This is a genomic window from Amycolatopsis endophytica, from assembly GCF_013410405.1.
Lineage (GTDB): Bacteria > Actinomycetota > Actinomycetes > Mycobacteriales > Pseudonocardiaceae > Amycolatopsis_E > Amycolatopsis_E endophytica.
On sequence record NZ_JACCFK010000001.1, the window covers coordinates 2676085 to 2702842 of the forward strand.

The window sequence follows — 26758 nt, forward strand, 5'->3', positions numbered from 1 at the left end:
GGGAGTTGCACACATGTCGATTCAGCACGGCTATTTGTCCCGTGGTCTGTCCATTCCGCCCGGCTCACAGGGCACGGCGGGCGCGTTCGGCCGAATGTTCCCGACGTTGCAGGCCCGCAAGGCGACCGGTTTGGAGATGGCGAAGAAGTTCGGCCTTCCCGGTGGTCTGATGGACGGCGGGCAGACCACCGACGACCAGCAGAACCACGGTTTCCCTTCGGGTTTCACGTATTTCGGCCAGTTCATCGACCACGATCTGACGCTCGACGCGACGTCGTCGTTCGACCGCCACGCCCAGCCGGACGGTCTCGTCGACTTCCGGTCGCCGCGGCTGGACATGGACAACGTGTACGGCACCGGCCCGGTGGTGAGTGCGCATTTGTACGATCCGGCCTCGTTTTCGACGAAGTTGGCGATTTCGAAGGACGGCGTCGACCTCGCCCGCACCGCGGACGGGGTGGCGTTGATCGGGGATCCGCGCAACGACGAGAACATGCTGCTGGCGCAGCTGCACCTCACGTTGATGAAGTTCCACAACCGGGTCGTGGACCTGTTGCGGGACGGGAAGATCACGGACGCGCTCGGCGAGTTCGTCCCGCCGAAGCCTCCGGACGAGCCGGACCACGAGCAGCCGACGGCGACGCTCGACCAGTTGCTGGACGTGGAAAACTACTACAACGACGTGTTCGCGAGCGCCCAGCAGCTCGTGCGGTGGCACTACCAGTGGATCATCGTGCACGAGTTCCTGCCGACGGTGGCGGACGAGAAGGTCGTCCGCGACATCGAGCGGCACGGCCCGCGGTTCTACCGTCCCGGCGACAGGCCGTTCATCCCGGCGGAGTTCGCGGTGGCGGCGTTCCGCATGGGCCACCCCACGATCCGTTCGAGCTACCGGGTGAACGAGAACTTCGCCGGCAAGATCTTCCCGGACGATCCCGAGGCCCCGACCGCGCCCCGCACGGACCTGCGAGGCGGCCCGGTCGACGCCGAGCACGCGGTCGACTGGCGTTTCTTCTTCGATGTCGGTCAGCGCGGCGACCTCCAGTTCGCCAAACGCCTCGACGCCACCCTCAACACGCAGCTGCTGGACCTCCCGGTCAGTGCCGTGCCCGGTGCGAAGGAAGGTGCCCTGGCCCGCCCGGTCGCCTCGCTCGTCGTGCGGAACCTGTTGCGCAGCGAAGCCCAGGGCCTCCCGTCGGGCCAGGACGTGGCCCGCAAGATCGGCGAGACGCCCCTGACGGACGAGCAGCTGGGCACCGACGGCCCGATCTATTTGTGGTACTACATCCTCAAGGAAGCCGAGGTGCTTGCCGACGGCCGTCACCTGGGCCCGGTGGGAAGCCGCCTGGTGGCCGAGGTCCTGATCGGACTCCTCGACGCCGACCCGACGTCCTACCGGTCTGCTTTCCCGGCCTGGCAACCCACCCTCGGACGCCGCGAGGGCTCGTTCGGTATCGCCGACCTGCTCCGGGTGGCGGGAGTGCTGGACGAGCACTGAGTCAGGCGCCGAATCCCGGAATCAGCCCCGGTCGCACCCGCGGCCGGGGCTGATTTGCTGCCTGGGCGGTTCCGGTATCCACCGCTCCTGCCCTCGGTGTCCTCGCCGCGGTTCGTGACGGTGATGGTGCGCTGCTCGGCCGGACTGCTCACGGCGGGACCGATGAGCGGCGGGGAGAATGGTGATCCGTGCTCGGCACAGTGCGGGCATGGCACACGAAATAGAAGCAAACGCTATGGCGACACGGCTTCGCCCCCGGCACCGACGGCAACCACCGCATCGACGGCGACGAGTTGACCTTCCACCCGCACACCCGGAAGAGCCCAGCGTGATGTGGCGCGAGATGTGCAAGCCCATGTCACTCTCCTTGACTTGAAATGGGTGGATATTGGGTCAGCCGGGCGGCGACTCGATCGGCGTCGCCAGGGCGGAACGCGGCACAGACGTAGCGGTCCGGCCGGACCAGGAGCAACAGCGGCTCGCCGTTCGCGGGGAACGGCAGCATCTCCTCGGTGTGTGCCGGTTCCCTAGTGCTCGAATCGGCGGTCCCCCTCGCAGACTGAAGCACTGGGATCGCGGCACTGATCGGTCACAGGAGTACGCAGCCACCTCGACTGGTGCAAAGGAAGCCGCCCGGACACTCAGTCACGATGCCCCAGCACGCGAGAACCGGCGGCGACTCACCGCGCGTCCGCAGACTCCGCCGAGACGCCGTCGGCGAGGCAGCTCGTCGCCGGCTGGAGGCGGAAGCGGCCAGGCGACACTCCGTACTCGCGGCGGAACGCGCCGGCGAACGCGAACTCGGTCGCGTACCCGACCCGTCGGGCGATCGAAGCCAGTGGAGCGTCGGTGTCCCGCAGTAGCTGCGCACCACGGCTCAGCCGCCAGCTGATCAGGTAGCTCATCGGCGGTTGCCCGACAGCAGCGGCAAAGCGCCTGCTGAACGCCGTTCGCGACAGTCCTGCGGTCTCGCTGAGCCGCTGCACGGTCCACGGCCGCTGTGGGTTGTCATGGATCGCTTGCAGAGCCGCGTCGATCCGCGGGTCGTCGGTCCGGGGCCACTCGCCCATGTCGTTCTGCTCAGACCATTCGCGCAACACGTGCACCAGGATCAGATCCAGCAATGCGGGCAGCGTCGCGCCGGTACCGGTCCGCGCGCCGGAAAGGTCTGCGCCGAGCAGGTCGACCAGTGCCCGCATCTCGGGGTGCCGGTCATAGTCCGGCGACACCACGATCAGGTCGGCCAACGCTCGCAGATACGGCGAGGACTGACCATGTTCGAGTCGATAGGCACCACACACGAACTCGAACGCATACGGTCCAGGCGGCGAGTCCGTACCCGGCACCAAGGCCGGCAGCGCGTCCAGCGCGCATGGGAAGGGACTGAGGCTGTGCTCCCCGCCGGACGACGTGAGTACGACGTCGCCGGGCTTCAGAGCGACCGGTTCCTCGTTCTCCGTGATCAGCCAACAGTCACCGTGGAGAATGATGTGAAACCCGGTGCCCTTGAACGCGGGAAGCTTGATGCCGCTGGACATCGGCTGCTTGATCACGCGCCCGCTTGCGCTACCGACCCGGACGGTGCGGATCACAGCACTCAACAGGTCCATACAACCGATGCTACCGACGCGCACAGGCTCGTATGAACGTGCGCGGGTCGCGTATGGCCCCCTTCACGAGGTCGCTGCTTTGATCGATGCCGTGATCGACTACTCCTCAGCCGACGAGATCGTCGGCGTTTTGCGCGCCCAGGCCGAGAAGACCGAACAGGGCGCCCGCCCGACCGTGGAGAGTCTGGCAGCCGTGCGCGAGAACAAGGCTCTGGCGCTGCGGACACCTCGGGAGTTGGGAGGCGTTTGGGCCGGCGCGGAGACCATGGCCACAACCCTGGCCAGCCTCGGCCGGGGCTGCCCGTCCACGGCCTGGGTCGTCGGTACCTGCGTGACCGCCAAGAACATCGCCGCCAAGTGTTTCCCGGGCTCGCTGGCGAGCGAGGTCTTCGCCGACCCGGACGCGCTCTTCTGCGGATCAGGTATCCCCGCCGATGCCTCGCGGGTGCCCGAGGGCGTCCGCGTCACGGGCCGCTGGCCCAACGTGTCCGGATGCGAGGACTCGGCGTGGGCAGTGCTCGGTCTGCAGGTCGAAGGCACGCTCTGCTTCGCGCTGGTTCCCGTGGCGGAGTTGACCATCGAGCGCACCTGGCGTGTGGCCGGCATGCGAGGCACGGGCAGCCACACCCTCGTCGCCGACGACCTTCTGATCCCGGCCGCTCGGGTCGCGGCGACGGCGTCTTTCTCGCTTGCCGACCTACTGCTGCACGCGCTCACAGTGCTCGGGCCGATAGTGGGCGCCGCCCGTGGCGCGCTCGACGCGATCGTCACGATGTTCGGCTCGGGCCGCAAGCCCTTCACGACCAGCTACACCAGGATGGGAGAGTCACCAGGAGCCCGGCACTGGCTCGCCGAGGCCGTCCACCTCGTCAACCGCGCCGAGACCACGATGCTCGCCGTCGCCAGGGCTGCGGACTCCGTCGAGCTGTCTGAGGCGGACCGATCGAGCCTGCACATGGACCTCGCCGACGCCGGCCGCGACTGCCGGTCCGCGGTCGAGCGAATGCTCGATCTCCACGGGATGAGCGGATTCCAGAACACGAACGCGCTCCAGCGGTACTGGCGCGACATCTCCGTCGGCAGCCGCCACCCCCACCTGAACCCGTACCTCGCCGCCGAGAGGTTCGGCGTCACGATGGCCGGAGAAGACCTCCCGGCGTGACCGGCTGTCGCCGACAACGTCAAGCGCGATCGGCTCCCGACTGGGTCATGGACGGCGACATCGAGTGCTCAGTCTCACCTGAGTTGACACAGTTTGTGTCTCGGGGCTTGCGACACACCTGGTTGGGTGGTGGTGCGGGTTCTGTCGCCTGATTGGCGTTGTGGTTTTGGCCATGGCGCGGAAAGAGGCGATGATGCGGCTGATCGAGGCCCCCCACTCGTCCTCACCCACCACGAACACGGCCGCATCACATAAAGTCGCTGAGATCACCTCGCTGTCACGAAAAGTAGTGGTTGTTTGATCACCCGGCGACGGTGAGGAGCGGAACTGCACGGTTACTGGGTCTGCGGCGTCCGTGGGTGGTGCCCAAAAAGGGCCACCACCCACGGGCGCTTATTCAGGCGTTGTGGTTGTAGCGCTTGGTGACAGCGAAAGCGGTATTGGCCAAAGTCTCGCCGACGGGGGTTCGCGTCCAAATCTCCAATTGCTCTTGACTCGTGGCGAGTTTGAGCAGTGCGACGACATCGGTGATGCTTGGTCGGTCGGTGAGCACGCAGCGGATGACCGGTTCGCCATGTGAGTCCGTGGGGTAGCCCTCGTCGTCCCTTTCGTCTGCCTCCCATCGGTCGATTGCCACGCCCCACTGCACTCGGTTGTATTTGCCGCTAGGCAGCGGAGCCTCTACGTTGAGGAAGAAGCCGTCAGGATTCTCCGGTTCCGCGATGATCGACAGATCGTCCAGCTGGAGTTGAAGGTCGCCGATGTCAAGCTGTGCGTAAACGTCAAGCAGCAGCCGCAGATCCACGATAGCGTCGTCGAGTTCTTGGCCGGTGGCGTCTGCTTCGAGACGGTCCAGGATTTCGCGGTCCCGGCGGCCGAGCCCGACCCATCCACCGTCGTAGGCGACGAACGGGTCCTCAAAGTGCCACACGCGCTGGGTTTCGTCGTCGGGAACCTCGACGCCCTCTCTGTATTCGGCCAGCGCGGCACGGAGCCAGCGGGCTTCGGTTTCCAGTTCCGCGTCTATGGCCATGCGGATCGGCGCCGGTACCGACACCGTTGCATCATCGAGGTCCGTCAAAGCCTCATGGAGAACCCACATCACCTGCTCGTACCACAGGCTGTGCGTGCCTTCGAGCAGGCTGGCGCGCGCATCTCGATCGGTCAGCGCGGCGAGGTGCCCCGTTGGGTAGTGGTTGAAGTCGCTGCCGCGCATGTCGTACACGCTCACCGGAACCGACGCGCAAGCAGAGATCTGGTTGAGGGCGTCCACGATCGGTGCCGCCGTCAGGGCGGAATCAACGCTGGTCACGGTTGACGACACCACACCGCACGGTGCGCGGTAGCAGGCCAAGATCTGAACCTTCCCCCGCTGGGGATGTTGAGAGTAGATGGTCATCGTCGACGTGTCCTTCCGATCAACGTCCCCGCTGGACACGTTGACCTGCCGTGAGAGGGAAAAGGCTGGACAGCGGTAGCGCAGGCACGATCCCGCGCTCCTTGCTGCAGAGTGGAAGTCGGCGGTGGTTCAGGCGCAATCCCGAACCCCTTGCCAGCATGTGACGGTACCCGAACCGCGGCGACCCGACAACTACCTGCGGTGGCTCGGCGACGTGACCACTTCGAACCTGTTCGACCGAGCTGAGCCGAAGTCGGCATTGAGCTGACGCCCTGGTCCACCGGACGCGAAGTAACGATCGAGTCATCATCGCTGGTCGTGCTGCAAAAGTTCGTGCAGTTCGAGCACTGGCTCGTTTGTGCCCCCGGCAGGATTCGAACCTGCGACACCCGCTTTATGGGGGAACGTCTGCTGTCGTTGCTGGTCAACTGCCGACAGCGTACGTGATCTGGCCTGATCGCTTCTGCAAATCAGTATCGCTCGCCCTCGGGTGAGGTCATCTGCCGTTGATTGGCGAGGGTAAAGCGTGGGAGGCAGGGTCGTGCAGGCGCTAGCCGAACCAGGTCACGTTGAGCACGTCGACCCGGTCCTGATCCTCAAGGACGAGGTAGGTGAGGAAGCCGCGACCCTCGTGGAGGTCGAGGTGTCGCATCCACCCGTCGGGCTCGGCTGCGTTGTAGGGCCGGCCGTTCCACGGAGTCAGTTCGAGGACGCTCATCGCCTCGGCGATCATCGGCAGTGCCTCGGCGGGTAGGGCGCGGATCTGGTCACGGACGCGCGAGTCCGTCACGATGCGGTAGGCCACGTGCGGGTCAGACGCCCAGCTCAGTCCGGAACTGGTTCCAGTCGACCGCGTCGTCGGGCAGCTGCCCGGTGCTTCGTGTCCGCTTCGCCTGCGCCAGCATCCTGCGGTGGCCGGCGGGGTCAGCCTGGGTCATCTGCGCGATGCGCCGCCAACTCGACAGCGTGTGTTGCAGGGCCTCAAGGCTCAGGGTCTCCGAAGCCAGCTTGAGGGCCTGCTGGTACGCCGCATCGAAGGCACCGACCTCCTCGGGCAGCAACGCAGCCCGAATCTCCCGAGGCGAGTCGAAACGCCCCTGGTCGGGAGTGGGGCCGTGGTTCGCAGCAGCGGCAGTCACGTACACAGGGTACCCAGCAGGTGCCAGATGCTGAAGCGGAACGCTGGGGGACCTGGAAGAAGGCCCAGGCTGGCGGTATCTCACGACACTGATGAGGTGCACGTGTGATCGCTGCTAGCGGTGAAGCGCAAAGCGCGGCCGGCTCAAATTGTCACAGGCGCGCAGTAGCCTGGTATTCGACCATGCACGCAGAGTGACTAACAGTTCGTGAGTGACTCACCGAATCGGGAGCAACGATGTCAAACGCTACTTCATACTTGACAAGTAGCCGAACGTATGTTCGACTCCTTGCGGATAACAGATGGCGGCGGTGATCTTCTTGACGGGTTACCAGCAATTGCGAGACGCTCTTAGTCTGATCGACGCGACTGAGGGTGGAAAATTGACTGCGTATGGCTACAGAGTGATGGAAGTTTACGCGACGCCACTTCGGAAGACTGACCGGATTGCGTTTACGGAGCCGGAATCTAAGGGCGGGCTTCGTGTGACGGTGCTTGAAGCGGCTGAAACTGCTAAAGCTGCGGGGCAAAAAGATGAGAAGCGCGGACACTATACGCGAATCTCAGGAGTGCGAAGCAGTGCGTGGGGAGTCCTGCTTACAACCAAAGGCGGGGAATTCGGCGAACCTCGCGAGGTGATCGACGTCGATGCAGAAGATATTGAAGAGGCCCCGAGGCTGATAAAGCGTTCTGATGCTGTTCTTAGTGATTTCTATATGCTTCTCATAATTCCGCCATATGGTGATCGAGGGCTCCTGATTTCAGAGATTAAGGGGCGCTCGCATCTGACCGCGCAGACTCTTCGGCAAATCAACTTTCACTTGCAACCTTCTGGACTGAAGCTTCGGGTCACGTCGGATACTGTCGATGCTAATGCTTGGAACGAATTCCTCAGTGAAGACAATGTGAATGTGACATCGATTGAGTTAGTCCAGTCAAATAAAGCTAATGACCGTACGCACTTTACGACGGAGAATTTCAAGCGTGCACGGCTGCAGATTGATCTGGTAGACAACTCTGAGCCGAAGAGAAAAATCACTAAGGTCTTGAAGGAGATCGCCAAAAATCCGTCACAGAGGCCGCGGCTTGCTGGAATAGTTGGCGTAATTTCACCGTTTGGTGACGATGACTTCGATGAAGAAAACATTGTTACCGTTAAAGATGGGCGAGAGAGAAAGCTGGAAGTCTCGTCGGGATGGCCGAAATTCACCTACCCAATTGAGACTGATGAACGCCTGAGTGAAAGCGAGTTTGTCGACGAGGTCCTTCCTGTAGCGCATGACTCGCTGGTCTTGCTCAACGTGGACGTTGCTGCCGACTGGCGTCCAAAGATTGCCGATTAGGACTTACGCGAGATGGATAAGCTGCAGCGTTTCAATCCATGGCCCATTTTTCTTTACAATAGCCGAGCGACTCATGGGCCTGACTCTCGTCGGTTGAATTGGGCAGAGCGCGGTCTTCTCTATGGATTTCCAACCGCAGCTTTGGTTACTTTCATTGCATTTCGATTGCAACTCGGCGGTGTCCCGCAGCTTCTTGCTGCGACCTCCCTCCTTGTCGGAACCATGCTTAGCGCTTTCGTTTACCTTTCTAACCTCCGAATAAAGATCCAGGAAACGGCTGACTATCGAACGCGTGTCAGGCTTAAGGAACTCGTGGCGTCATCCGCAGTTGGAGCTCTCCATGTTTGCGTCATCGCTATGGTGCTTGCTCTGATGCTTGCGCTGATGGCTTCCTGGCCGGAACTAACAAGCGATTCGGTCGTCGCGAACATCGCATCCGGAATCGCTGTTTGGCTACTGCTCCACCTGCTTGTTTCTTTCTCTTCTGTCTTGCGGAGACTTCTTGGAATTTACGTTGAATTGTTCATGTCTGACTTCATGGCGAAACCCGATTCGGAACCAGTTCCTCGCAGGCCCGCATAGTGCACTTAAGGCTCTTACAGAGATCGCGCTTGGTGGTCATCCCGTCGCCTGATGGCGTCTCGATCACGCCGTGTTGGGGCCGCAACCTTCGTGCTCATCCGCCGGCCGAACTTGCCAACCTTGCGGCCCCAACGCGGCGTGATAGCCATCAGATCAGGCGACGGGATGACCACCAAGCGCCCACCCTGCCAGCGCAACGTGGCCTGCGGTCCCTGCTCATCCCGGAGCCTGCCTGCCCGGCGAGGGCATCTTGGTTTTTCCTCTTGCGGCGGCTGTGGGGCCGCCCGGCCTCCGTCGAACCGCCACGCGGGACCGGCGCCAGCCGCACGCCCGCGTCTGGCGGTTCGACAGGATGGGGGCCGGATCAGCGGCCCCGCAGGGGCCGCCTTGAACAAGTAAGGAAACTCTGAACACGCACGCCGTGGCCCAAGGCCGGGAAGCTCCGGGGGCTCCGTGGTCAACCGGCTCAGGAACTCAGCCGCACAGCAGCGATGGCCTTGTCGTCGTGCCGCTTGGCTCGGGGGAACTGGCGCGCATCGGGGTCCTGGTCCCGTTCCCACTGCTGGCAGCGTTCAAGGATGGCGGCAAGCTCGTCGGCGCTGCTCTGTGAGATCGCGGGCCAGTCGGTCACGCCAGTGTGGGTCATCGTGTTGAATGCGCCGTCAGTCGCGAGGACGGCCCAGGGCACAGCGGACGCCGGGTGATGCCTCACGAGGGCGTGCTGAGCGGCTTCCGGTGAGGCTTCCGCGATCCAGAACCCGCCGTCCTGGTTGCGGTACCTGCCCTGCTGGGTCTGTAGCTCTCGCAGCAGGGCCCGGTGCGTCTCGTCGTAACCCCCGCCGTCCGCCAGCCGCTGCCGGTACTCCCGCCGCGGAGTGAGGTCCAGGTCGTCCATCCGCTCGTCCGTCAGGACCCCCTGCGGCAGCACCGCCACGCTATCGCCCAGACGCAGCACATCGACCACACCGTTGGACTCACGGAGCATCGTCACGGTGCTGGACGGTGACTTCCCCGGCTCCAGCTCAAGAGCCTTGGCGGACTGCTCAATGGCCTCGGCCAGCACCGCTCGGAGATCTGCCTCCGGGTGCGCGGTCAAGCAGGCGACGAGTTCGCGCCCGAGGCAGTCGGCGTAGGTCGAAGCTGGAACCGGCACCGGCACGAAAGCGGATGCGCCATCGAGCACGATGACGGCGTTCGAGGTCGTGAAGATCTTGTCGTCGCTGTCCTCACTGGGTGGGAGCTGGGCCGTGGCTACTCGCATCACTCACCAGACGTAGGGACCGGCGGCAAGCTCGCTGCCGGTGATGGTCAGTCCTTCGTATGTCGCACGCACCGCCAGGGAACAGCTTTGGTCCCCCACCTGCGCGAACACCTCGGCCAGATGCGCGGTCAAGTAGTGCGTGGCCCCCAGGGAGCCAATCCCATGGATGCCCGCGATATGGACGATCACACGTTCCGCCTCGTGGTGGCGTGCCACATAAGCCACATCCGCTGACCGCGGCTCCGGCTCGTCGCTCGGCGACCCGTACCGCTCCCCCGTCGGACGGTGCTCGATCCACCAGCGTCCATCCGCCTTGACCATCCCGAGCACCGGGTCCCGGGACATCAGGTCCGCGCCGACGGGTGCCGACTTGGGACCGCACACGACCACGGAGTCACCGGCCGGCGGCTCTTCCCGGTCCGGCTCGATCTGGTACCGGGTGACGGCGAGCGTCAAGCTGTCGAGCAGCCGTTCCAGCTCTTCGCCGGTCTGGGCATCCTCAGCAGCGATCAAGGGTCGCTCACGGTCGGTCGTCTGGTAGCGGTACGGAACGCCAATGCTGACCGGGCCAACGCCGAAGAACGCTCGCTCGCGCGGAGGGGCACTGCTCCGAATCTGGGTAACTCGCCCCTTGGTGATCCCGAGTGCTGCGGCGATCTCGGTGTAGCTCAGTCCGCGCTCACGGTGCGCCTCCTCGATCGCAGCCTTCCGCAGACGAGCCAGCTCCGTAGCGCGCTGTTGGTAAAGCATGAGCAGCGATGAGGCACGTTGACCTCGGCGAATCGGGTCGGGGTCCATGCGGACACTCTCGAACTCGCTCTCGCTGTCCATAGCGGGAGTTTAGACCCCCTTGACACCGAGCGCGAGGGTGCCTATCTTCGTGTTTAGACCCCCTCAACAACGACAGACGACTACCTGCCTCGGGAGTTTAGGGGGACTACACCGACCCGGGGTCAGCACTTGGAGGACGACAGCAATGCAAGACATCTCGATCAACCTGGGCAACTACCGGCTGATGGTCACGGAGGCCCCGACCATGAAAATGCGGGAGAACGCACAGACCGGCGAACTGGAGACGGTGACCAACCGCAAGGGCGAGGTCCAGTTCGTAGTGGTGCTGTTCGCCAAGCCGATCGCTCAGCCTGGCAAGCGTCCGGGCAAGGGTGAGGAGATCCGCGTCAACCTCGCCGCGGACCCGGGCGACGGGTTCGAAGAGGGCGGATACGTCGAGCTGATCAACCCCGTGCTCAACACCTACGAGATGCGGGACGACAACGGCCGCATCACCGCCTCGGGCCTGTGGTTCAAGGCGGACGGTCTCAAGCCTGCCGGGCAGCGCGGTCTGTCGTCCGCCGCGTAGCCCGGCATAGACCGGCGGGCGTCCGGTCGCGATCGCACTCCAACGCCCTGGAGCGCTGCCCGTGTGTGCGGCTGCCCGTTCGAGTCGGGCCAGCGCACTTTTTCGTTGTTTGAGAATTACACAGTGGGCCGATCCATGCCAAAATTCGCGCCTTTTGTGGTGGCGCGCCTTGATTCCCGGCGTGTTCGTCCGGGGATCTTGGGGTTCTACCACGATATGAATCGAGGTATTGGAATATGCGGAATCGGGACTGGATCGACGGTGATGACTGGTACTGCCAGGAGGAGAGCAAGCCGGGTGGGCTGTCGACGTTCGACCCGCACGGGCCGCAGCGGGCGGCGTGAGCGCGCTGTGCTGGATGTGGACAACACGAGGGATTGCCCTTGTGCAGACCGGTGTTCTCATTGTGGTGGTGACGATGACCTCGCGGTCGCCACCTACTCAACCTTGGTCGGCGTCTTCTGCGCCACGGTCTGTCCGGCTTGTGTCGAGTACGGGCCGGACGCACTGACCTGGTTCAGCGCCGCGGAACTGGTTCTCGCGCATTGTGAACATCTCGGCTGCGATTTGGACGCGATGGCTGATGCGCTCGACATGGAAAGACGAAAGGAGTGAGGTGAATGCAGATCCAGGCAATCAACAAACGGGCGCGGGAGCGTTACGGAAATTTCGTGACCGCGATGGACCTGGTGTTGGAAGCGCTGGAGGGCCTGACCGGGCTGATCGAGAAGGTCGACGACAAACACCAGGACGAGGGCTCCGGCTGGGCGGTGGCCACGCAGGACGAGCTGAAGGGGTTCCGCTCGCAGGCCACCGATGAGCTGGAGCGTCTGCGGACGGTGGCGAAGAAGTACGAGACCGAGCTCGTCTCCCGTGATTGGAGGGTCTGAGGTGGCAGGGCATCAGGTGGACCGGGCGCTCGATGCGGTGGATGCCGCGATGCGGCAGCTCCGGCAGGCGATCAAGGGCATTCCGGTGCGACGGGAGGGCTTCAAGGGCCACCACGACCGGATGGCCAAAGCCGTCGCCAAGCTGACCGTCGCACTGTCGGACTCCCGCGCCGCGATCAAGGACTAACCACAACGACACAGCAGCAGGGACCGGCTCGACCACCAACAACCACGGGGGTGGCGGGCCGGTCCCTTTTTGTCTCTGGAAGGGACTTCACAGCAATGGCTACGGAATTCTCCAAGCGCGCCAAGGGCGCGGAGGTCAAGGCAGTCGCGTGGATCGGCCGGCACCCGGGAAGCATCCTCACCCCGGCCGCGGTGACCGCCTCCGGTCTCGAACTCGGCTGGGCCACCACCGGCGGCATCCTCGGCGGCACCGCGGCCGGTCTGGGCGCCTGGTATCGAGCACACCCGGACACCTTCGACCGGTTCGCCGCACCGCGGATGCGGGCCTGGCGTCGCCGTTGGGTCACCTACCTCGGACGGCGCTGGCGCAACGCCCTGATCGCGTGCGACCTGTTCACCACCAACCGCAAGACCGGCGAACTGCACATCCCGCGCCTGGTTCGAATCCGCTCGTACAGCCCGAGCGTGGACACCCTCTACGTCAAGCTGCACCCGGGGCAGCACTTGCGCCAGTTCGAAGCCAAGCTGCCGGAGCTGACCGAGGCGCTCAAGGTCGAGCGGATCGCGATTGAGCGGGTCAAGCCGCTGCTGATCGCCCTGGTCGTCGAGCGCTCCGAGTCCTTCACTGAGGTGATCGAGGCACCCGAGATGCCCTACGACTCGGATGCGGTGGAGCTGACCAGCCTCTACGTCGGTGAGACCGAGTACGGCGTGGACTGGCGGCTCGCGACGTTGGGGCAGCACCTGTTCGTCGCGGGCACCACCGGGGCGGGCAAGAACTCCGTGGTCAACGCCCTGCTGCGGGGGCTGGCTCCGATGATCCGGGACGGGTCGGTGCGGCTGTGGATCTGCGACCCGAAGCAGATGGAGTTCGCGAAGCTCGCCGGGATCGCGCACCGCTACGCCACGGACGAAGGCGAGTGTGCCGCGCTGGTCGAGGAGTACGTGGAGGACATGCAGGCTACCCAGCGGAGCCTGGCCGAGCAGGGCAAACGCAAGATCACCCCGTCGCCGATCACGCCGCTGAACTTGCTGATCCTCGACGAGATGGGCGCTCTGCTGGCCTACGGTGACGGCGGCACCGCCCGCAGTCTCAAGCGTCAACTGGCCCTGGTCGGCTCCCAGGGACGGGCTACCGGGCACTCGATGATCGGGCTGGTGCAGGAACCGACCAAGGACACCGTGCCCGTGCGGGACCTGTTCACTACCAGGGTGTGCCTGCGGGTCACTTCGGCCGCGCACGTGGACATGGTGCTCGGTGAAAACGCTCGCCTCCGTGGCGCGCTGGCCGACGAGATCCCCAACGTCGCGGAGACCTCGGGCATCGGCTACGTCATCCGTCAGCGCTCCCGCGTTCCCATGCGCGTCCGGGCCGCCTACGTCGATGACCGGGAGCTGGATGAGCTGGTGGAGTTCGTGCGGGCTGGTTGGCGCGGTGCTGACCTGCGGGTGGTGGCCTGATGCTGACCCTGCGGTTCCTGTGGTCCTGGACCAAAGTCACCGGCCTCGGCTTCCTGGCCTTGGTCATCGAACGGGCGGTGATCACCGGTTTCTGGGGCTTCACACTCGCCGCCGCGATCACGATCGGCGTCTGGGCTGTGATCACCGTGGGCCTGTACCGGGAGTGGAGAGCGCACGGCACCGGCTACCGGCACGAGGTCAACGAATGGGTCGCGGGCCGACCTGACCGGCGGCCGTGATGGTGAACGACCAGTTCGGCCTGTTCGCCCCGTCGACCACCGACACACCCGCACCGGCACGGCCGTCCCTGCCGCCGCGGCCCCGCAAGCGCACACGTTCCATGGTGAACCCGGGTGTTGCTCAGGATGTGCTGGCGGAGGTGCAGGACGGCCGGTACGGGCTGCTGGACGACTCCGATCGGGTCGTGCTGTTCGAGGACACCGACCGCGTGCGGATCGCCACCGACGAAGACGCGGTACACGCCCTCCTGGCGGGCCGCTATGTCGAACGTTGCCCCGCCCGCGACACCGTGTCCTGCCTCCACGGAGCCATCCGGCGGCCGGTCTCGCCGCTGCGGCTTACCAGGCAGGGCAGGAACCTGCTGTCGCGTTGGTCCGCGCTCAAACCCTACTGACGGAAGGAGAATCACCGTGTCCAAGGCGGACACCCTGCGGGGCACCGGCACTCGGCTGGTGGAGGTGGTGCGGGTGCTGGTCACCGTCGTGCTCGGTGGGATCGGCGCGGCTGCCGGGTTCACCCACACCCACGACTGGGCCGTCCACCACGGACAAGCCGGGTGGCTCGCCTGGGCCGACGCCGTGGTCATCGAAGGCATCGCCATCGTGGCCGGGTTCGAGGTCCGCCGTGACCACCAGCGCGGCAACACCCGGTTCCTCACCTTCCCGATGGTCGTCCTGGTGGCCGGGTTCGGGATTCAGATGACCGCCCAGGTCGCCCTGGCCGAACCGACCCCTGGCGGCTGGCTGCTCGCCGCGATGCCCGCTCTGGGATTCCTGGTGGTGGTGAAGCTCCTCATGCGTCGCGCACCCGCCGACACCGCACCTGAGCCCCCGGCGGCACCCGCACCGGCCACATCCACGGCACCGGCTCCGCCCTCGACACCTGCACCGGTGCGGGGCTCGACGCTGGCGAAACTGCCGGCCGGAGTCCGCGACACCGTCACCCGCACCACCGAGGCCGCGCACGCCGCGGGACGCCCGGTCACCGCCGACGAGTTGTCCACCGCGGTGAAACTGCCCGACGCGATGCTCACCGCCCTGCTCGACGAGCTGAACACCCGCGTCAACCACCACCCCGTCACCACCTGACCAGGGGCTTCCGGGGGCGCGCTGTTTGGCCCCCGAAAGCCACAAGATCACTACCCCGTCCGCTCGGCGCTAACCGCGCCGCGCACCACGAAGGGCGGGCCACCGGCACCAACCGCCGCGCTGGCCCGCCCTTCCTCACGTCTGCACAACCTCTGGAGGCTGTCCATGCCCCATGTATCCCTCAACCTCGACCTCGCCGCTCGGATCCAGCAGCGGCTCACCGCCCCGGACTACCGGCGCTGGCGGTCACGAGTCGAGGCCACCGGCGGGTGCCTCAAACCCGTCCACCTCTCCGGCTTCCGCAAGCTCATCGACCGCACCACCGGCACCGTGCTCGACCGGCTTGCCGGAACGATCTACGCCCCGTGCGGCAACCGCCGCGCCTCGGTCTGCCCGGCCTGCTCCGACCGCTACGCCGGAGACGCCTTCCAGCTCATCCGCGCCGGAGTCGCCGGAGGCAAGGCCATCCCCGCCGACGTAGCCGACAAGCCGCGGCTGTTCGTCACCCTCACGGCTCCGAGCTTCGGCGCGGTCCACACCCGGCCGACGACCCGGCACGGCAAGCCCCGTCCCTGCCCGTGCGGCAGGTTCCACCACGACGACGACCCCGGACTGGGCACCGCGATCGCGCCGGACGCCTACGACTATCGCGGCGCGGTGCTGTGGCAGGGACACGCGGGGGAGTTGTGGCACCGCTTCACCATTCGCCTCCGCCGTGAGCTCGCCACCGCCGCCGGAATCCGCGTCAAGGACTTCCCGCAGCACGCCCGCCTGTCCTACGCCAAGGTCGCCGAGTACCAGCGCCGCGGGCTCGTCCACTTCCACGCCGTCATCCGCCTCGACGGCCCGGAGGGACCCGACGACCTGGCACCGAACTGGGGCGACACAGACTCGCTCGAACACGCCGTGCGCGCCGCCGCGCAAACCGCGCAGGTCACCAAGACCCTCGACCTCGACGGGCAGACCGAAGAGCACACGTTCACCTGGGGCCAGCAGCTCGACATCCGCGTCATCCATCGCCCCGAGCAGGTCGAGGACGGGCACGGCAACCTGACGGACCAGGCGCTGGCGGGCTACATCGCCAAGTACGCCACCAAGGGCACCTCGACCAGCGAGACCCCCGACCGGCGGGTGCACTCCGAACGCCACATCGAGCACCTCAAGGTCCACCCGCACCACAAGCGCATGATCCGCACGGCCTGGCAGCTCGGCGGTAACGAAGACCTCGCGTTCCTGCGCCGCTGGGCACACATGCTCGGCTTTCGCGGTCACTTCCTCACCAAAAGCCAGCGCTACTCGCTGACCTTCACCCAGCTCCGCGGCGTCCGTCGCACCTTCCAGCACCACGCGGCGCTGGAAGCCCTCGGCGTCGAGCCCGGCTCCGTGGTCGTGATCAACCACTGGAACTACACCGGCAACGGCCACGCCGACGACGCAGAACGTGAACTCGCCGAAGCCATCTACCAGCGCAAACGCGACAACCGTGTGACCAAGAAGGAGGACCAGCCATGACCCGCAAACTGCTGTCCATTGAGGACGTCGCCGCATACCTCGGAGTCCCCAAAGGCACGCTCTACCAGTGGCGCACCAAGGGCTACGGGCCGCAAGGCCGGCGGATCGGCAAGTACGTGCGCTACCGCCAGGAGGACGTGGACGCCTGGGTCGATGAACAGGGGGCGGCCTGATGGGCAGGCCACCGCTGCCGCTCGGCACCTGGGGCAAGATCCGTGCGTACAAGATTTCGGACCGCACCTGGCGCGCCATCGCCAACTACAAGGACTTCGACGGCGTGACCCGCCCGGTCGAAAGGGTCGGCGAGACCAAGGCGAAGGCCGCGAACAACCTCCTGGAGGCGCTGCGCGATCGAGCGCGCCGCTCCTCGGACGGCGAGATCAAGCCCGAGACCAAGGTCGCGGTCGCTGCCGACATGTGGCTCAGGGATGTTGACGAGTCGGATAAGGCCGCCCGGACGAAGCGGGAGTACCGGGACACGTGGAATCGCTATCTCCGGGATGCCGTTGGCCAGTTGCGGGTGAACGACGTCCGGGTCTCGACGATCAACCGGATCATCACGACCGTTCGTGACCGGCACGGCAGGGGAGCGGCATCCCACACCAAGGTCGTCCTGTCGGGGATCTTCGCGCTCGTGGTCCGACACGATGCCCTGGACAAGAACCCCGTGCGGGAGATCGAGAGCCTGGGCAAGAAGAACCGCAAGAAGGAACGCTTGGTCAACGACAAGACCATCAACCGCGTGCTCGGTGTCTTCCACGCTTCCGAGGAGGCGCAACGCTGGGATCTCGTGGACATCGTCGACGTCCTGTCCGGTCTCGGCTGCCGGATAGGCGAGCTGCTGGCGCTCGATTGGAGGACGTCGATCGACTTCGAGGCCGGCACCGTTCGCTTCCACGGCACGGTCATCCGTGTGACCGGCAAGGGGTTGTTCGTCCAAGACCACACCAAGAGCCGGGCAGGCATGCGGACCGTCCGCCCGCCGACTTGGGTCCTCGACATCCTCAAGCGGCGCTACGCGGAGTCGGATTCGCCCTGGGTGTTTCCCTCGGCGACCGGCACACTGCGGGACCCGGACAACACCCGATCTCGGATCCGTGCCGTAGTGGCAGGGACGCCGTTCAAGGGGCTGCACCCGCACGACTTCCGGCACTACGTGGCGGGCGTGCTCGACTCGGCGGGCCTGACCGCGCGAGAGATCGCCGACTACCTCGGCCATGAGCGGATCAGCACGACCCAGGAGGACTACATGGAGCGCGGAGTCGTGGGGGAGAGCGCTGGCCCCGCGTTGGCGGTTCGTCCCCCTGCCGAGAAGCCGAAAAGCGAGGGTTAAGCATGGGGAGGAACAGCACAAAGCCCCTGGTCAACGGAACTACCAGGGGCTTTGTGCCCCCGGCAGGATTCGAACCTGCGACACCCGCTTTAGGAGAGCGGTGCTCTATCCCCTGAGCTACGAGGGCTGGCCGACCCAGCGTAGCGGGTCCCGCCGCTGCCCATGAGCGTGACCTTCGCCTCCGCGGCGGGCAACAGTCGCGGGCGGTCCGACGAAAGGCACAACCGGCCTGGGTGATCAGCGTATCGACTCCCGCGCTACCACTGGGTAACCTTCCGTGACCGGGATGCGGACACCCCCGCTCCACCGACCGTTCGGAGGGCTTAGTTGATCAAGCTCATGTTCGCCGACGACGAGGATCTCGTGCGGGCCAGCCTGAGGGGCATGATGGCGGGTGCGCCGGACATCGAGGTGGTCGGTGAGGCGAACGACGGGCGATCCGCGGTGGAGACAGCCCGGCGCCTGCATCCGGACGTCGTGCTGCTCGACATCAAGATGCGGGCGCCCGACGACGGGATCCGGGCGCTCCGCGCGATTCTCGAACTGCCCAACCCGCCGAGCGCGGCGATGTTGACCACCTTCGACATGGACGAGTATGTCAGCCTGGCCCTGCGGCTGGGCGCGAACGGGTTCCTCCTCAAGGATATCGAGCCCGCCGCGCTGCTCAGGGCGATCCGCGACCTCGCCAAGGGAGGCGCCGTCCTCGATCCGGGCGTCGCGGCGCGCATGGTGCGCGCGCATCGCGAGGGGCAGCGTGCCGCGCAGCCCGCGCGCAAGTTACTTGCCTCACTTTCCGAGCGGGAGCGTGAAGTCGTCAGCCTGATCGGGCAGGGCCTGTCCAACGCCGAGATCGGCGGCAAGCTCCACCTGTCCGAGGCCACGGTCAAGGGCTACGTGTCGGCCGTCCTGTCGAAGATCGGCGCCGCGAACCGGGTCCAGGCCGCGCTCCTCGCCTACCGCGGCGGGCTGCTGGACCAGTAGCTTCTCAGGCGGGTCTCAGCACCGTCCGCAACACTGTCCACATGCGCATTCTCGTTGTCGACGACGACCGGGCCGTCCGGGAGTCCCTGCGGCGGTCGCTGGAGTTCAACGGCTACCAGGTGGAACTCGCCGGCGACGGCGCGCAGGCACTCGAACGCGTCATCGCCGACCGGCCGGACGCCATGATCCTCGACGTCATGATGCCCCGCCTCGACGGGCTGGAGGTGGCCCGGCGCCTGCGCAGCACCGGGGACGACCTGCCGATCCTCGTGCTCACCGCACGTGACACGGTGTCCGACCGCGTGTCCGGCCTGGACGCCGGCGCCGACGACTACCTGCCGAAGCCGTTCGCGCTGGAGGAACTCCTCGCCCGCCTCCGCGCGCTCCTGCGCCGCGCCTCCCGAGAGGCCCAGACGCCGCCGGACGCCGAGAAGCTCACCTTCGCGGACCTGACGCTCGACCCGGGTACCCGCGAGGTCCGCCGCGGCGACCGCGACATCAGCCTCACCCGCACCGAGTTCGCGCTGCTCGAACTGTTCATGTCGTACCCGAAACACGTGCTCACGCGCGGCCGCATCCTCGAGGAGGTGTGGGGCTACGACTTCCCGACCTCGGGCAACGCCCTCGAGGTCTACGTCGGCTACCTGCGCCGCAAGACCGAAGCCGGTGGTGAGCCGCGGCTGATCCACACCGTCCGCGGCGTCGGCTACGTCCTGCGGGAAACGCCACCGTGAGCCAAGCCGTGGCCGAGCCGGTGCCCGTGATCCGCGTCGACCAGGAGACGCAGCCGGCCCCGCGGCGGATGTCGCTGCGAGCGCGTGTCTCGCTCCTGGCGGCCGCGTGCGTCGCGGGCGTGCTCGCGCTGGTGTCGATGGGTGCCTACATCACCGTCTACAACAACCTCTACCAGCAGGTCGACGACGGGCTGGTGCAGCAGGCGAACAGCGTCATCAACGATCCGCAGGTGGTGCAGACCGGCGGCCTGCGCATCCCCACCTACATCACCCGCCTGGTCGACGTGCGCTTCGACCTGATCGTCGCCGACGGCTCGTCGGCGTTCGAGTCGGCGCCGTCCATGCGGCCACCGGTCAGCGGTGACGAGCGGGAGGTCGCCAGCGGCCAGCGGGCGTCGTCGTTCCGGACCGACCAGGCCACCGACTCGCGGGTCCTCGCCGTGCCCTACCGCTACCAGCCGGGCGTCGCGCTCGTGTTGTCGCAACCACTCGACGCGACCAAGCAGACCCTGCGCGAGCTGGCGGTGGTGCTCGCGCTGATCGGCGGCGGCGGGATCGTGGTCGCCGCGCTCGCCGGCACGGCCGTGGCGCGCACGGGACTGCGGCCAGTCGAACGGCTGACTTCGGCGACCGAGCACATCGCACGCACGGGTGATCTGCGCCCGATCCCGATCAGCGGCGACGACGAACTGGCCCGGCTCACGCACAGCTTCAACGTGATGCTCGGCGCCGTCGCCGATTCCCAGGAGCGTCAGAGACAGCTGGTCGCCGACGCCGGCCATGAGCTGCGCACCCCGCTGACGTCCTTGCGCACCAATCTGGAGCTGCTGCTGTCGGCGAGCCGCTCGGGCGCGCCGTCGCTGTCGGAGAAGGACCGCGCCGACATCGAGGCCGACATCAAGGCCCAGCTGGACGAACTGACCCAGCTCATCGGCGACCTCGTCGAGCTGGCCCGCCAGGACGAGCCGCGCACCGCGTTCGAGCGCGTCGAGCTGGTCGAGGTCGTCGAACGCGCCCTCGACCGGGCCCGTCGTCGCGCCGGCGAGATCGAGTTCGACGTGGCGCTGCAGCCGTGGAACGTCATCGGCGACGCCGGTGCGCTGGAACGAGCGGTGCTGAACCTGCTGGACAACGCGGTGAAGTTCTCGCCGGACGGTTCGCGCGTTCGCGTGCGGATGTATCCGCTGGGCGACGGGACGGCCGTCATCGAGATCGCCGACTCCGGCCCCGGCATCGCCGACGAGGATCTGCCGCGTGTGTTCGACCGCTTCTACCGCTCGTCGGAGGCTCGCACGCTGCCCGGTTCCGGTCTGGGACTGGCGATCGTCAAGCAGGCGGCCGAACGGCACGGCGGAGTGGCCTACGCCGGCCGCGCGCCCGAGGGCGGTGCGCTGCTGAGCCTGCGGCTGCCCGGCACACCCGGCTGACCCCCGAACACCACCCACGCCACACGTGTTGATTCGTGTAGGATTTTGTGTAGTTGATGGGGCGATGGGAGTGACGGGTGCTGGCGCGGCAGCGGCAGGCGATGATCCTCGAAGAGGCTCGGCGGACCGGCGCTGTCCGGGTGAGTGACCTGGTCAGCAGGCTCGGCGTGTCCGATATGACCATCCGCCGCGATCTGGACGTGCTCGCCGGGCGCGGTTTGGTGGAAAAGGTCTACGGCGGCGCGACCGCCGTGGTCGGCCCGAGCACCGACGAGCCGGGGTTCGAGGCCAAGTCCGTGCGGCAGCGGGCCCAGAAGGAGGCCATCGCGACCGCCGCGGCTGAACTGGTCCGGCCCGGCACGGCGATCGGCCTGTCCGCGGGCACCACCACATGGACCCTCGCCCGCGCTCTCGGGGACGTGCCGGGACTGACGATCGTCACGAACTCGATCCAGGTCGCCGACGTGCTCCGCGCGTCGACCGCGCCGGATCGCACCGTCGTGCTCACCGGTGGCGTCCGCACGCCCTCCGACGCGCTGGTCGGCCCGGTCGCGGTGCACAGCCTGCGCCGCCTGCACCTGGACCTGGTCTTCCTCGGCGTGCACGGGGTGGCCGAGGGCCCGGGGTTCACGACGCCGAACCTGACCGAGAGCGAGACCGACCGGGCGCTCGTGGAGGCCGGGCGCCGGCTCGTCGTGCTGGCCGACTCCTCCAAATGGGGGGTCGTCGGCATCTCCACCATCGCCGAACTGGATGAGGCGCACGTCGTGGTGACCGACGACGGCCTCGGAGAGGCGGCGCGTGACGTCTTGGCCGAGCATGTGGGTGAACTGAAGGTCGCACCCGTCAACGAGGACACGGAGGAAGAGTGAAGCGGACGCTTCGCCACCTTGCCGACGGCAGGGAGATCATCTACTTCGACGAGGGCGAGGACACCGCGCCGCGGACCGCCGAGGACACGCGTGACCTGCCCGCGGTGGCCGCCAGCTCGGAGATCCGCCTCGACCCGCTGACCGGCGAGTGGGTCGCGATGGCCGCGCACCGGCAGACCCGCACCTACAAGCCGCCCGCCGACCTGTGCCCGCTGTGCCCGAGCAAGCCCGGCAAGCCCAGCGAGATCCCCGAGCCCGACTACGACGTGGTCGTGTTCGAGAACCGCTTCCCCTCGTTCGAGGAGGGTGCGAGCGGTCCTCAGTCCACACTGGACGATCTCGGTCTGGTGCGGACCGCGCCGGGCAAGGGGCGCTGCGAGGTCGTCTGCTTCACCAGTGACCACAATGGATCGTTCGCGGGCCTGAGCGCGTCGCGGGTGCGGACCGTCGTCGACGCGTGGGCCGACCGCACGGCGGCGCTGTCCGGGATCGACGGCCTCGAACAGGTCTTCCCGTTCGAGAACCGGGGCGAGGAGATCGGTGTCACGCTGAGCCACCCGCACGGGCAGATCTACGGCTATCCGTTCGTCACCCCGAAGACCCGGCGCATGCTCGACGTGGCCCGCGCCTACTCGGAGGAGCACGGCCGTCATGTCCTCGGCGACGTCCTCGCCGCGGAACGCCAGGTGGGCACGCGCGTGATCGCGGAGGGCAGGCACTGGACCGCGTTCGTCCCGCCGGCCGCGCGGTGGCCGGTGCACGTGCAGATCGTGCCGCACCGGCAGGTTCCGGACATCCCCGCGCTGACCGGCGCCGAGCGCGACGACTTCGCCGAGGTCTACCTCGACGTCCTGCGCCGCTGCGAAAAGCTCTACGACCGCCCCCTGCCCTACATCGCCGGATGGCACCAGGCGCCGGTCCGGATCGACCGCGAGCTGGGCTGGCTGCACTTCGAGCTGTTCTCGATCCTGCGTGCGCCGGACAAGCTGAAGTACCTGGCGGGGTCGGAATCGGGCGAAGCGGTCTGGATCAACGACGCCACGCCGGAGCAGATCGCGCAACGCCTCCGCGCGGCGGGCTGAATCCGGCGGCATACTCATGCGTGACCCTCAGGCTGGGCTCAGCCCCCTCTCAGGACCGACACGCATGGTAGGGACATGACCGAGAACGACCCCAGCGCACCGCACGACGGCGGTGCCCAGCGGGACCCCGGCACGCCGCAGTCGCCGGAGGACGCGAAGACGCCGCCGCGCGGAACGCCGCTCGGCTCCGGACTACAGCAGCAGCCGAGCCCGTGGTCGGCGCAGGGTGCCGCGCAGCAGGCCGCCCAGCCCACGCCGTACCAGGCCGGTGGGCAGCACCAGACGGGCGAGTCCGCCGGGCAGCAGACCGGCGGTTATCCGTGGGCGCCACCGGGTTCGCCGCAGCAGTCGCACTCGCCGTACGCGACCGCGGCGATGACGGCGCCGTCGGTTCCGCAGCAGCGTCGCGGGCCGGGCAAGCTCGTGGCCGGTGTCGCGGCGCTCGCGTTGCTGGTCGGCGGTGGGGCAGGTGCCGCCGGGGGGTACCTGACCGCGCAGAACAGCGGCGGCGGCTCGTCGTACAACGCGCTCGACCAGCCCGCGCCGGCACAGCAGACGACGACGGCGCAGGCCGGTTCGGTCGAGGCGGTGGCGCAGAAGTTGTCGCCGAGCGTTGTCGAGCTGCAGGTTTCGGGACAGGGCGCCCAGGGCGAGGGGTCCGGGTTCGTGCTGTCGACGGACGGCTACATCCTGACGAACAACCACGTCGTCGAGGTCGCCGCGGACGGCGGGTCGATCCAGGCGGTGTTCCAGGACGGCACCAAGGCGAACGCGTCGATCGTGGGCCGCGACCCGACCACGGACATCGCCGTGGTGAAGGTCAGCGGAGTGCGGAACCTGACGCCGGTGACCCTGGGCAATTCGGACAACATGAGCGTCGGGCAGCCGGTGGTGGCGATCGGTTCGCCGTTCGAGCTGGCCGGGACGGTCACGTCGGGCATCGTGAGCGCGCTGCACCGGCCGGTGCAGGCCGGCGGCAGCGAGGACGACCAGACGACGGTGATGAGCGCGATCCAGACCGACGCGGCGATCAACCCCGGTAACTCGGGAGGCCCGCTGGCGAACCTGCAGGGCCAGGTCATCGGCATCAACTCGGCCATCTACAGCCCGCAGTCGTCCAGCGGAATGGGCCAGACCGAGGCGACGAACGCCGGTATCGGTTTCGCGATCCCGATCAACCAGGCGAGGCGCACGGCCCAGGAGATCATCGACACCGGCAAGGCGACGCAGACCTACATCGGCGCGAGCGTCAGCGATGCCCAGCAGGGCGGCGCGCAGATCGCGGGCGTGCAGTCGGGCAGCCCGTCCGAGCAGGCGGGCCTGAAACAGGGCGACGTGGTGACGAAGGTGGAAGACCTCGTCATCAAGGACGCGGACGGCCTCATCGCGGCGGTGCGGACCCGCGCCCCCGGCGACAAGGTGACGTTCACGCTGAGCGACGGGCGGACGGTCCAGGTGACCCTGGGCGGTCAGGCGGTGCCGACCAACTGAGGCCGGGGAGTTTCCGGCCGCGGGGTGGCCGGAGGGGAATGATGAGGCGCTCGGCCGCTCGGGGCGGCCGAGACCACTTGACCGGCTTCACGGGGACGAGCCGGTAACCGGACCGCGTGCGACTGGCTTTCAGGCCGGTCGCGCGCGGTTTTCTCGTGGCCGGGGCCGCATCCCTCAGGCCCGCATCAGTTCCGCGAAATGACGTCGGCCGTGGGCGGCTGTCCAGGTGAGCCGCAACCCTGCCGCGAGCGCGACCCCGGTGAGCGCGTCCACCCCCAGCCACGCCCACGGGAACCACGGGCTGCCGTCGATCCGCACGCGTTCCCGTCGCACGGTGCGGCCGGGCGGGTCGACCTCCACCAGTGCCCGGCCGCCCGGGCCGAGCACCTCGAACACCCGCCGCAGCAGGGAAACCGGTTCGCCGCCGATGCCGATGTTGCCGTCGGCCAGCAGGGCGTGCCGCCAGCGTCCCTCGCCGGGGAGGCGCTCGAACACGTTCCGCCGCAGCGCCACCCCGCCGCGCTGCCGGGTCAGCCGCACGGCGGTGCCCGAAACGTCGATGCCCAGCGACGGGACGCCCCGCTGTGCCAGCGCGGCGGTCAGACGCCCCGGGCCGCACCCGATGTCGAGCGTCGGGCCGGAGCAGCGGGTCAGCAGCAGCTCGTCGCCCTCGCCGGGATCCCGGATCCAGCGCTGGATGGGCAGGTCGACATGTCCGCCGTCGGCCAGTTCGAGGCGGCAGTGCCTGCCCAGCAGCCCCGCGTCGAACGGACCGTTCATCGGCCCACCGCCGCGACCGCGCGCGGGAACCGGCCCCCGCACTGGCGCGCGACCCGCCGCGCGTCGGACATCGTGTCCACATCGGACAGAACGCGCAGCGGGGCGGGTGCGAGACCGGCGCCGGCCAGCGCGGCGTGCGTCCGGTCGCCCGTGTCCGGCCGGGACATCGGCACGTCGGCGAGCACGCGGGCCTTGCACGGGTCACGCAGGCCCAGCGCCCACCAGCCGCCGTCCTCGGCGCGCCCCAGTACCGCGTCCCGTCCCAGCAGCCCCCGCGCGGAAGCCGTCAGCAGTTCGGCCGTGACCTGCGGTGTGTCCATCCCGATCTGCAGCACCGGCAGGCCGGGACAAGCCGCCGCCGCGTCGGCATGAGCGTTCGCCAGCCGCTCGCCGAACGAGTCACCGCGCTGCTGGAGGACCCGCATCTCCGACAGCGACCGGTCCAGCTGATCGTTGTGCGCCGCACGGGTGAAATCGCCGGTCGACGCGACCACCGGAACGGCTCCCGGGGTGGCGGCGACCGCGTCGAGCGTGTCCAGCAGCGCGGCCGCGGCGATCTCGGCGGCCTGCCGCGGCGTGGCCGGCGGGCACAGCCGCGTCTTCGCGAACCCGGGAACCGGCGCCTTGGCCACCACGAGCACGCAGAACGCCTCCGTCATCCGCGCAGCACCCGCCCCATGTCGCGCGCCGCGCGCAGCGTGCCCCGCACCGAACCGGACACTTTCGACTTCCCCGCCGTCCGCGGCCGGTAGGTCACGTCCACCTCGCGCACGGACCAGCCTGCCCGGCCGGCGCGCACCAGAAGCTCCAGGGGGTACCCGAACGCGCGATCCCGCACGCCGAGGTCGAGCAGCGCCCGCCGCCTGGCCACCCGCATCGGCGCGATGTCGTGCACCGGCAGCCCCTGTCGCCGCAGCAGAGCCGCGAGCAGGGCGTTTCCCGCCCGCGCGTGCCACGGCCACGCGCCCGGCACCGGACGGCGGCGTCCCGCGGCGAGATCGGCCCCCCGCGACACCTCCGCCTGCAGCTCCGTCAGCTGCGCGGGGTCGAGCGACCCGTCGGCGTCCAGGAACGCGACGAGATCCGACGTCGCGTGCTCCAGTCCGGTGTGCACGGCCGCGCCGTACCCTCGGCGCGGCTCGAAGACGACCTTCGCGCCCGACGCGGCGGCGACCTCGGCTGAACCGTCGGTCGACCCGTTGTCGACCACGATCGCCCGGGAACCGGATGGCAGTGCGGCCAGCACGCCGGGCAGCGCGCCCGACTCGTTCAGGCAGGGCAGGATGACGTCCACGAACACGGACGGTAAGTCCACCGTGGACGAAGAG

At 67.5% G+C, this 26758-nt stretch carries 29 protein-coding genes and 1 tRNA gene; 20 read left to right on the top strand and 10 right to left on the bottom strand.

Annotated features, from left to right (window positions below; genetic code table 11):
• Nucleotides 1-13: 13 nt before the first annotated feature.
• Nucleotides 14-1498, top strand: coding sequence for a peroxidase family protein (locus tag HNR02_RS13340; RefSeq protein ID WP_218902837.1), 1485 nt, complete (start codon nucleotides 14-16; stop codon nucleotides 1496-1498).
• Nucleotides 1499-2178: 680 nt separating this feature from the next.
• Here the strand turns inward: HNR02_RS13340 and HNR02_RS13345 are convergent.
• A complete protein-coding gene (locus tag HNR02_RS13345) occupies nucleotides 2179-3108 on the bottom strand; it encodes an AraC family transcriptional regulator (protein WP_179773509.1) in 930 nt (309 codons plus the stop codon).
• Between the two features lie 7 nt (nucleotides 3109-3115).
• Here HNR02_RS13345 and HNR02_RS13350 point away from each other — a divergent pair, with 7 nt between their 5' ends.
• Entirely contained in the window at nucleotides 3116-4270 is a 1155-nt protein-coding gene (locus tag HNR02_RS13350) for an acyl-CoA dehydrogenase family protein (protein ID WP_218902839.1), read from the top strand.
• A 397-nt stretch (nucleotides 4271-4667) separates the two neighbouring features.
• On the opposite strand, the gene HNR02_RS13355 is transcribed toward HNR02_RS13350, so the two are convergent.
• From HNR02_RS13355 to HNR02_RS13365, 3 genes are all read right to left on the bottom strand, one after another.
• On the bottom strand, nucleotides 4668-5669 hold the full coding sequence (locus tag HNR02_RS13355) for a hypothetical protein (protein ID WP_179773510.1): 1002 nt from the start codon (nucleotides 5667-5669) through the stop codon (nucleotides 4668-4670).
• Nucleotides 5670-6219: 550 nt separating this feature from the next.
• Complete coding sequence (locus HNR02_RS13360) at nucleotides 6220-6459, bottom strand: hypothetical protein (RefSeq protein ID WP_312860992.1); 240 nt, start codon at nucleotides 6457-6459, stop codon at nucleotides 6220-6222.
• 22 nt (nucleotides 6460-6481) lie between these two features.
• A complete protein-coding gene (locus HNR02_RS13365; protein ID WP_179773512.1) occupies nucleotides 6482-6808 on the bottom strand; it encodes a DUF6247 family protein in 327 nt (108 codons plus the stop codon).
• 301 nt (nucleotides 6809-7109) lie between these two features.
• Between HNR02_RS13365 and HNR02_RS13370 the strand changes: the two genes are divergently transcribed.
• Together HNR02_RS13370 and HNR02_RS13375 are read left to right on the top strand one after the other, a co-directional pair.
• A complete protein-coding gene (locus HNR02_RS13370; protein ID WP_179773513.1) occupies nucleotides 7110-8150 on the top strand; it encodes a hypothetical protein in 1041 nt (346 codons plus the stop codon).
• A gap of 12 nt (nucleotides 8151-8162) precedes the next feature.
• The gene (locus HNR02_RS13375; protein ID WP_179773514.1) at nucleotides 8163-8732 is read left to right on the top strand and encodes a hypothetical protein; all 570 of its coding nucleotides are present in this window, start codon (nucleotides 8163-8165) and stop codon (nucleotides 8730-8732) included.
• A 466-nt stretch (nucleotides 8733-9198) separates the two neighbouring features.
• Here the strand turns inward: HNR02_RS13375 and HNR02_RS13380 are convergent, their stop codons facing one another.
• Nucleotides 9199-9993, bottom strand: coding sequence for a hypothetical protein (locus HNR02_RS13380; RefSeq protein WP_179775895.1), 795 nt, complete (start codon nucleotides 9991-9993; stop codon nucleotides 9199-9201).
• A gap of 3 nt (nucleotides 9994-9996) precedes the next feature.
• Complete coding sequence (locus tag HNR02_RS13385) at nucleotides 9997-10824, bottom strand: hypothetical protein (RefSeq protein ID WP_179773515.1); 828 nt, start codon at nucleotides 10822-10824, stop codon at nucleotides 9997-9999.
• Nucleotides 10825-10969: 145 nt separating this feature from the next.
• Between HNR02_RS13385 and HNR02_RS13390 the strand changes: the two genes are divergently transcribed.
• From HNR02_RS13390 to HNR02_RS13435, 10 genes are all read left to right on the top strand, one after another.
• Nucleotides 10970-11353, top strand: a complete 384-nt coding sequence (locus HNR02_RS13390; RefSeq protein ID WP_179773516.1) for a hypothetical protein — start codon at nucleotides 10970-10972, stop codon at nucleotides 11351-11353.
• 620 nt (nucleotides 11354-11973) lie between these two features.
• Complete coding sequence (locus HNR02_RS13395; RefSeq protein WP_179773517.1) at nucleotides 11974-12243, top strand: hypothetical protein; 270 nt, start codon at nucleotides 11974-11976, stop codon at nucleotides 12241-12243.
• A gap of 1 nt (nucleotide 12244) precedes the next feature.
• Nucleotides 12245-12430, top strand: a complete 186-nt coding sequence (locus HNR02_RS13400) for a hypothetical protein (protein WP_179773518.1) — start codon at nucleotides 12245-12247, stop codon at nucleotides 12428-12430.
• Between the two features lie 95 nt (nucleotides 12431-12525).
• Nucleotides 12526-13890, top strand: coding sequence for an FtsK/SpoIIIE domain-containing protein (locus tag HNR02_RS13405; RefSeq protein ID WP_179773519.1), 1365 nt, complete (start codon nucleotides 12526-12528; stop codon nucleotides 13888-13890).
• Nucleotides 13890-14129, top strand: a complete 240-nt coding sequence (locus HNR02_RS13410) for a hypothetical protein (RefSeq protein WP_179773520.1) — start codon at nucleotides 13890-13892, stop codon at nucleotides 14127-14129. The genes HNR02_RS13405 and HNR02_RS13410 overlap by 1 nt, the downstream gene beginning before the upstream one ends.
• Nucleotides 14129-14524, top strand: a complete 396-nt coding sequence (locus HNR02_RS13415; RefSeq protein WP_179773521.1) for a hypothetical protein — start codon at nucleotides 14129-14131, stop codon at nucleotides 14522-14524. The genes HNR02_RS13410 and HNR02_RS13415 overlap by 1 nt, the downstream gene beginning before the upstream one ends.
• Before the next feature lie 16 nt (nucleotides 14525-14540).
• Nucleotides 14541-15218: a DUF2637 domain-containing protein gene (locus tag HNR02_RS13420; RefSeq protein WP_179773522.1), complete on the top strand. Its 678-nt coding sequence runs from the start codon at nucleotides 14541-14543 to the stop codon at nucleotides 15216-15218.
• A 165-nt stretch (nucleotides 15219-15383) separates the two neighbouring features.
• A complete protein-coding gene (locus tag HNR02_RS13425) occupies nucleotides 15384-16730 on the top strand; it encodes a replication initiator (protein WP_179773523.1) in 1347 nt (448 codons plus the stop codon).
• On the top strand, nucleotides 16727-16903 hold the full coding sequence (locus tag HNR02_RS13430) for a helix-turn-helix transcriptional regulator (RefSeq protein ID WP_179773524.1): 177 nt from the start codon (nucleotides 16727-16729) through the stop codon (nucleotides 16901-16903). The genes HNR02_RS13425 and HNR02_RS13430 overlap by 4 nt, the downstream gene beginning before the upstream one ends.
• Entirely contained in the window at nucleotides 16903-18063 is a 1161-nt protein-coding gene (locus HNR02_RS13435; RefSeq protein WP_179773525.1) for a site-specific integrase, read from the top strand. Before HNR02_RS13430 ends, HNR02_RS13435 begins: the two co-directional genes overlap by 1 nt.
• A 54-nt stretch (nucleotides 18064-18117) precedes the next feature.
• Here HNR02_RS13435 and HNR02_RS13440 read toward each other — a convergent pair.
• Nucleotides 18118-18190, bottom strand: a tRNA-Arg gene (locus HNR02_RS13440).
• A gap of 200 nt (nucleotides 18191-18390) precedes the next feature.
• On the opposite strand from HNR02_RS13440, the gene HNR02_RS13445 reads away from it, so the two are divergent.
• From HNR02_RS13445 to HNR02_RS13470, 6 genes are all read left to right on the top strand, one after another.
• Entirely contained in the window at nucleotides 18391-19044 is a 654-nt protein-coding gene (locus tag HNR02_RS13445) for a response regulator (protein WP_179773526.1), read from the top strand.
• Between the two features lie 41 nt (nucleotides 19045-19085).
• Nucleotides 19086-19778 carry a response regulator transcription factor gene (locus tag HNR02_RS13450; protein ID WP_094004502.1) on the top strand — a complete coding sequence of 231 codons (693 nt, stop codon included), beginning with the start codon at nucleotides 19086-19088 and terminating at the stop codon, nucleotides 19776-19778.
• Between the two features lie 68 nt (nucleotides 19779-19846).
• The gene (locus tag HNR02_RS13455) at nucleotides 19847-21205 is read left to right on the top strand and encodes a sensor histidine kinase (RefSeq protein ID WP_179775896.1); all 1359 of its coding nucleotides are present in this window, start codon (nucleotides 19847-19849) and stop codon (nucleotides 21203-21205) included.
• A gap of 77 nt (nucleotides 21206-21282) precedes the next feature.
• Nucleotides 21283-22077 (top strand): DeoR/GlpR family DNA-binding transcription regulator, encoded by a 795-nt coding sequence (locus HNR02_RS13460; protein WP_179773527.1) that lies wholly within the window; start codon nucleotides 21283-21285, stop codon nucleotides 22075-22077.
• On the top strand, nucleotides 22074-23159 hold the full coding sequence (galT, locus tag HNR02_RS13465) for a galactose-1-phosphate uridylyltransferase (RefSeq protein WP_179773528.1): 1086 nt from the start codon (nucleotides 22074-22076) through the stop codon (nucleotides 23157-23159). Before HNR02_RS13460 ends, galT begins: the two co-directional genes overlap by 4 nt.
• 75 nt (nucleotides 23160-23234) lie before the next feature.
• On the top strand, nucleotides 23235-24650 hold the full coding sequence (locus HNR02_RS13470; RefSeq protein WP_179773529.1) for a S1C family serine protease: 1416 nt from the start codon (nucleotides 23235-23237) through the stop codon (nucleotides 24648-24650).
• A gap of 174 nt (nucleotides 24651-24824) precedes the next feature.
• On the opposite strand, the gene HNR02_RS13475 is transcribed toward HNR02_RS13470, so the two are convergent.
• From HNR02_RS13475 to HNR02_RS13485, 3 genes are read right to left on the bottom strand one after another with little or no spacing between them, the layout of a single operon-like run.
• Complete coding sequence (locus HNR02_RS13475) at nucleotides 24825-25430, bottom strand: class I SAM-dependent methyltransferase (RefSeq protein WP_179773530.1); 606 nt, start codon at nucleotides 25428-25430, stop codon at nucleotides 24825-24827.
• Nucleotides 25427-26089: a TIGR04282 family arsenosugar biosynthesis glycosyltransferase gene (locus HNR02_RS13480; protein ID WP_179773531.1), complete on the bottom strand. Its 663-nt coding sequence runs from the start codon at nucleotides 26087-26089 to the stop codon at nucleotides 25427-25429. Before HNR02_RS13480 ends, HNR02_RS13475 begins: the two co-directional genes overlap by 4 nt.
• Nucleotides 26086-26724, bottom strand: coding sequence for a glycosyltransferase family 2 protein (locus tag HNR02_RS13485; RefSeq protein WP_179775897.1), 639 nt, complete (start codon nucleotides 26722-26724; stop codon nucleotides 26086-26088). Before HNR02_RS13485 ends, HNR02_RS13480 begins: the two co-directional genes overlap by 4 nt.
• Nucleotides 26725-26758: the final 34 nt, after the last annotated feature.